The organism is Paracoccus sp. S4493, assembly GCF_000967735.1.
GTDB classification, from domain to species: Bacteria; Pseudomonadota; Alphaproteobacteria; order Rhodobacterales; family Rhodobacteraceae; genus Paracoccus; species Paracoccus marcusii.
The window spans coordinates 1-442 of record NZ_JXYF01000454.1 but is presented as its reverse complement, the minus strand read 5'-3'; the positions used below and the strand labels follow the sequence as shown (position 1 = coordinate 442).

The following is a 442-nucleotide window of genomic DNA, read 5'->3' as shown; positions in this document are numbered from 1 at the left end:
GCGGGCTGGCCATCTCGACCATGGGCAGCGATCCCATGATCGCGCTGGCCGCGATCATCGGGATCAGCGCGATGGCCACGGTGCTGATCCGCGCGGCCAGCTGAGCCGGATCAGCTGCCCTTGGGTTTCTGGCGATGCTTGTGCTTGGACAGCGCACCGGACTGCACGATCTTGGTGGCCTTGGCCTTGTAGGGGTTCTCGCCACCCTGATCGCGGAAAAACAGGCGGATCGGCGTACCTGGCATGTCGAAATCGGTCCGCAGCCCATTGATCAGATACCGCTGATAGCTGGTGGGGATCTGGTCAGTATGGGTCGATTTCACGATGAACGCAGGCGGACGCGTCTTGACCTGCGTCATGTAGCGCAGGCGGATGCGACGGCCGCCGGGGGCCGGGGGCGGATGGCTTTCGGTCATCGCACCCAGCCACTGGTTCAGGCGGG

At 64.5% G+C, this 442-nt stretch carries 1 pseudogene; it reads right to left on the bottom strand.

Annotated elements, in window-relative coordinates:
• Nucleotides 1–110: 110 nt before the first annotated feature.
• Nucleotides 111–442, bottom strand: a pseudogene (locus TW83_RS18380) (ribosome biogenesis GTPase Der); the annotation flags it as partial.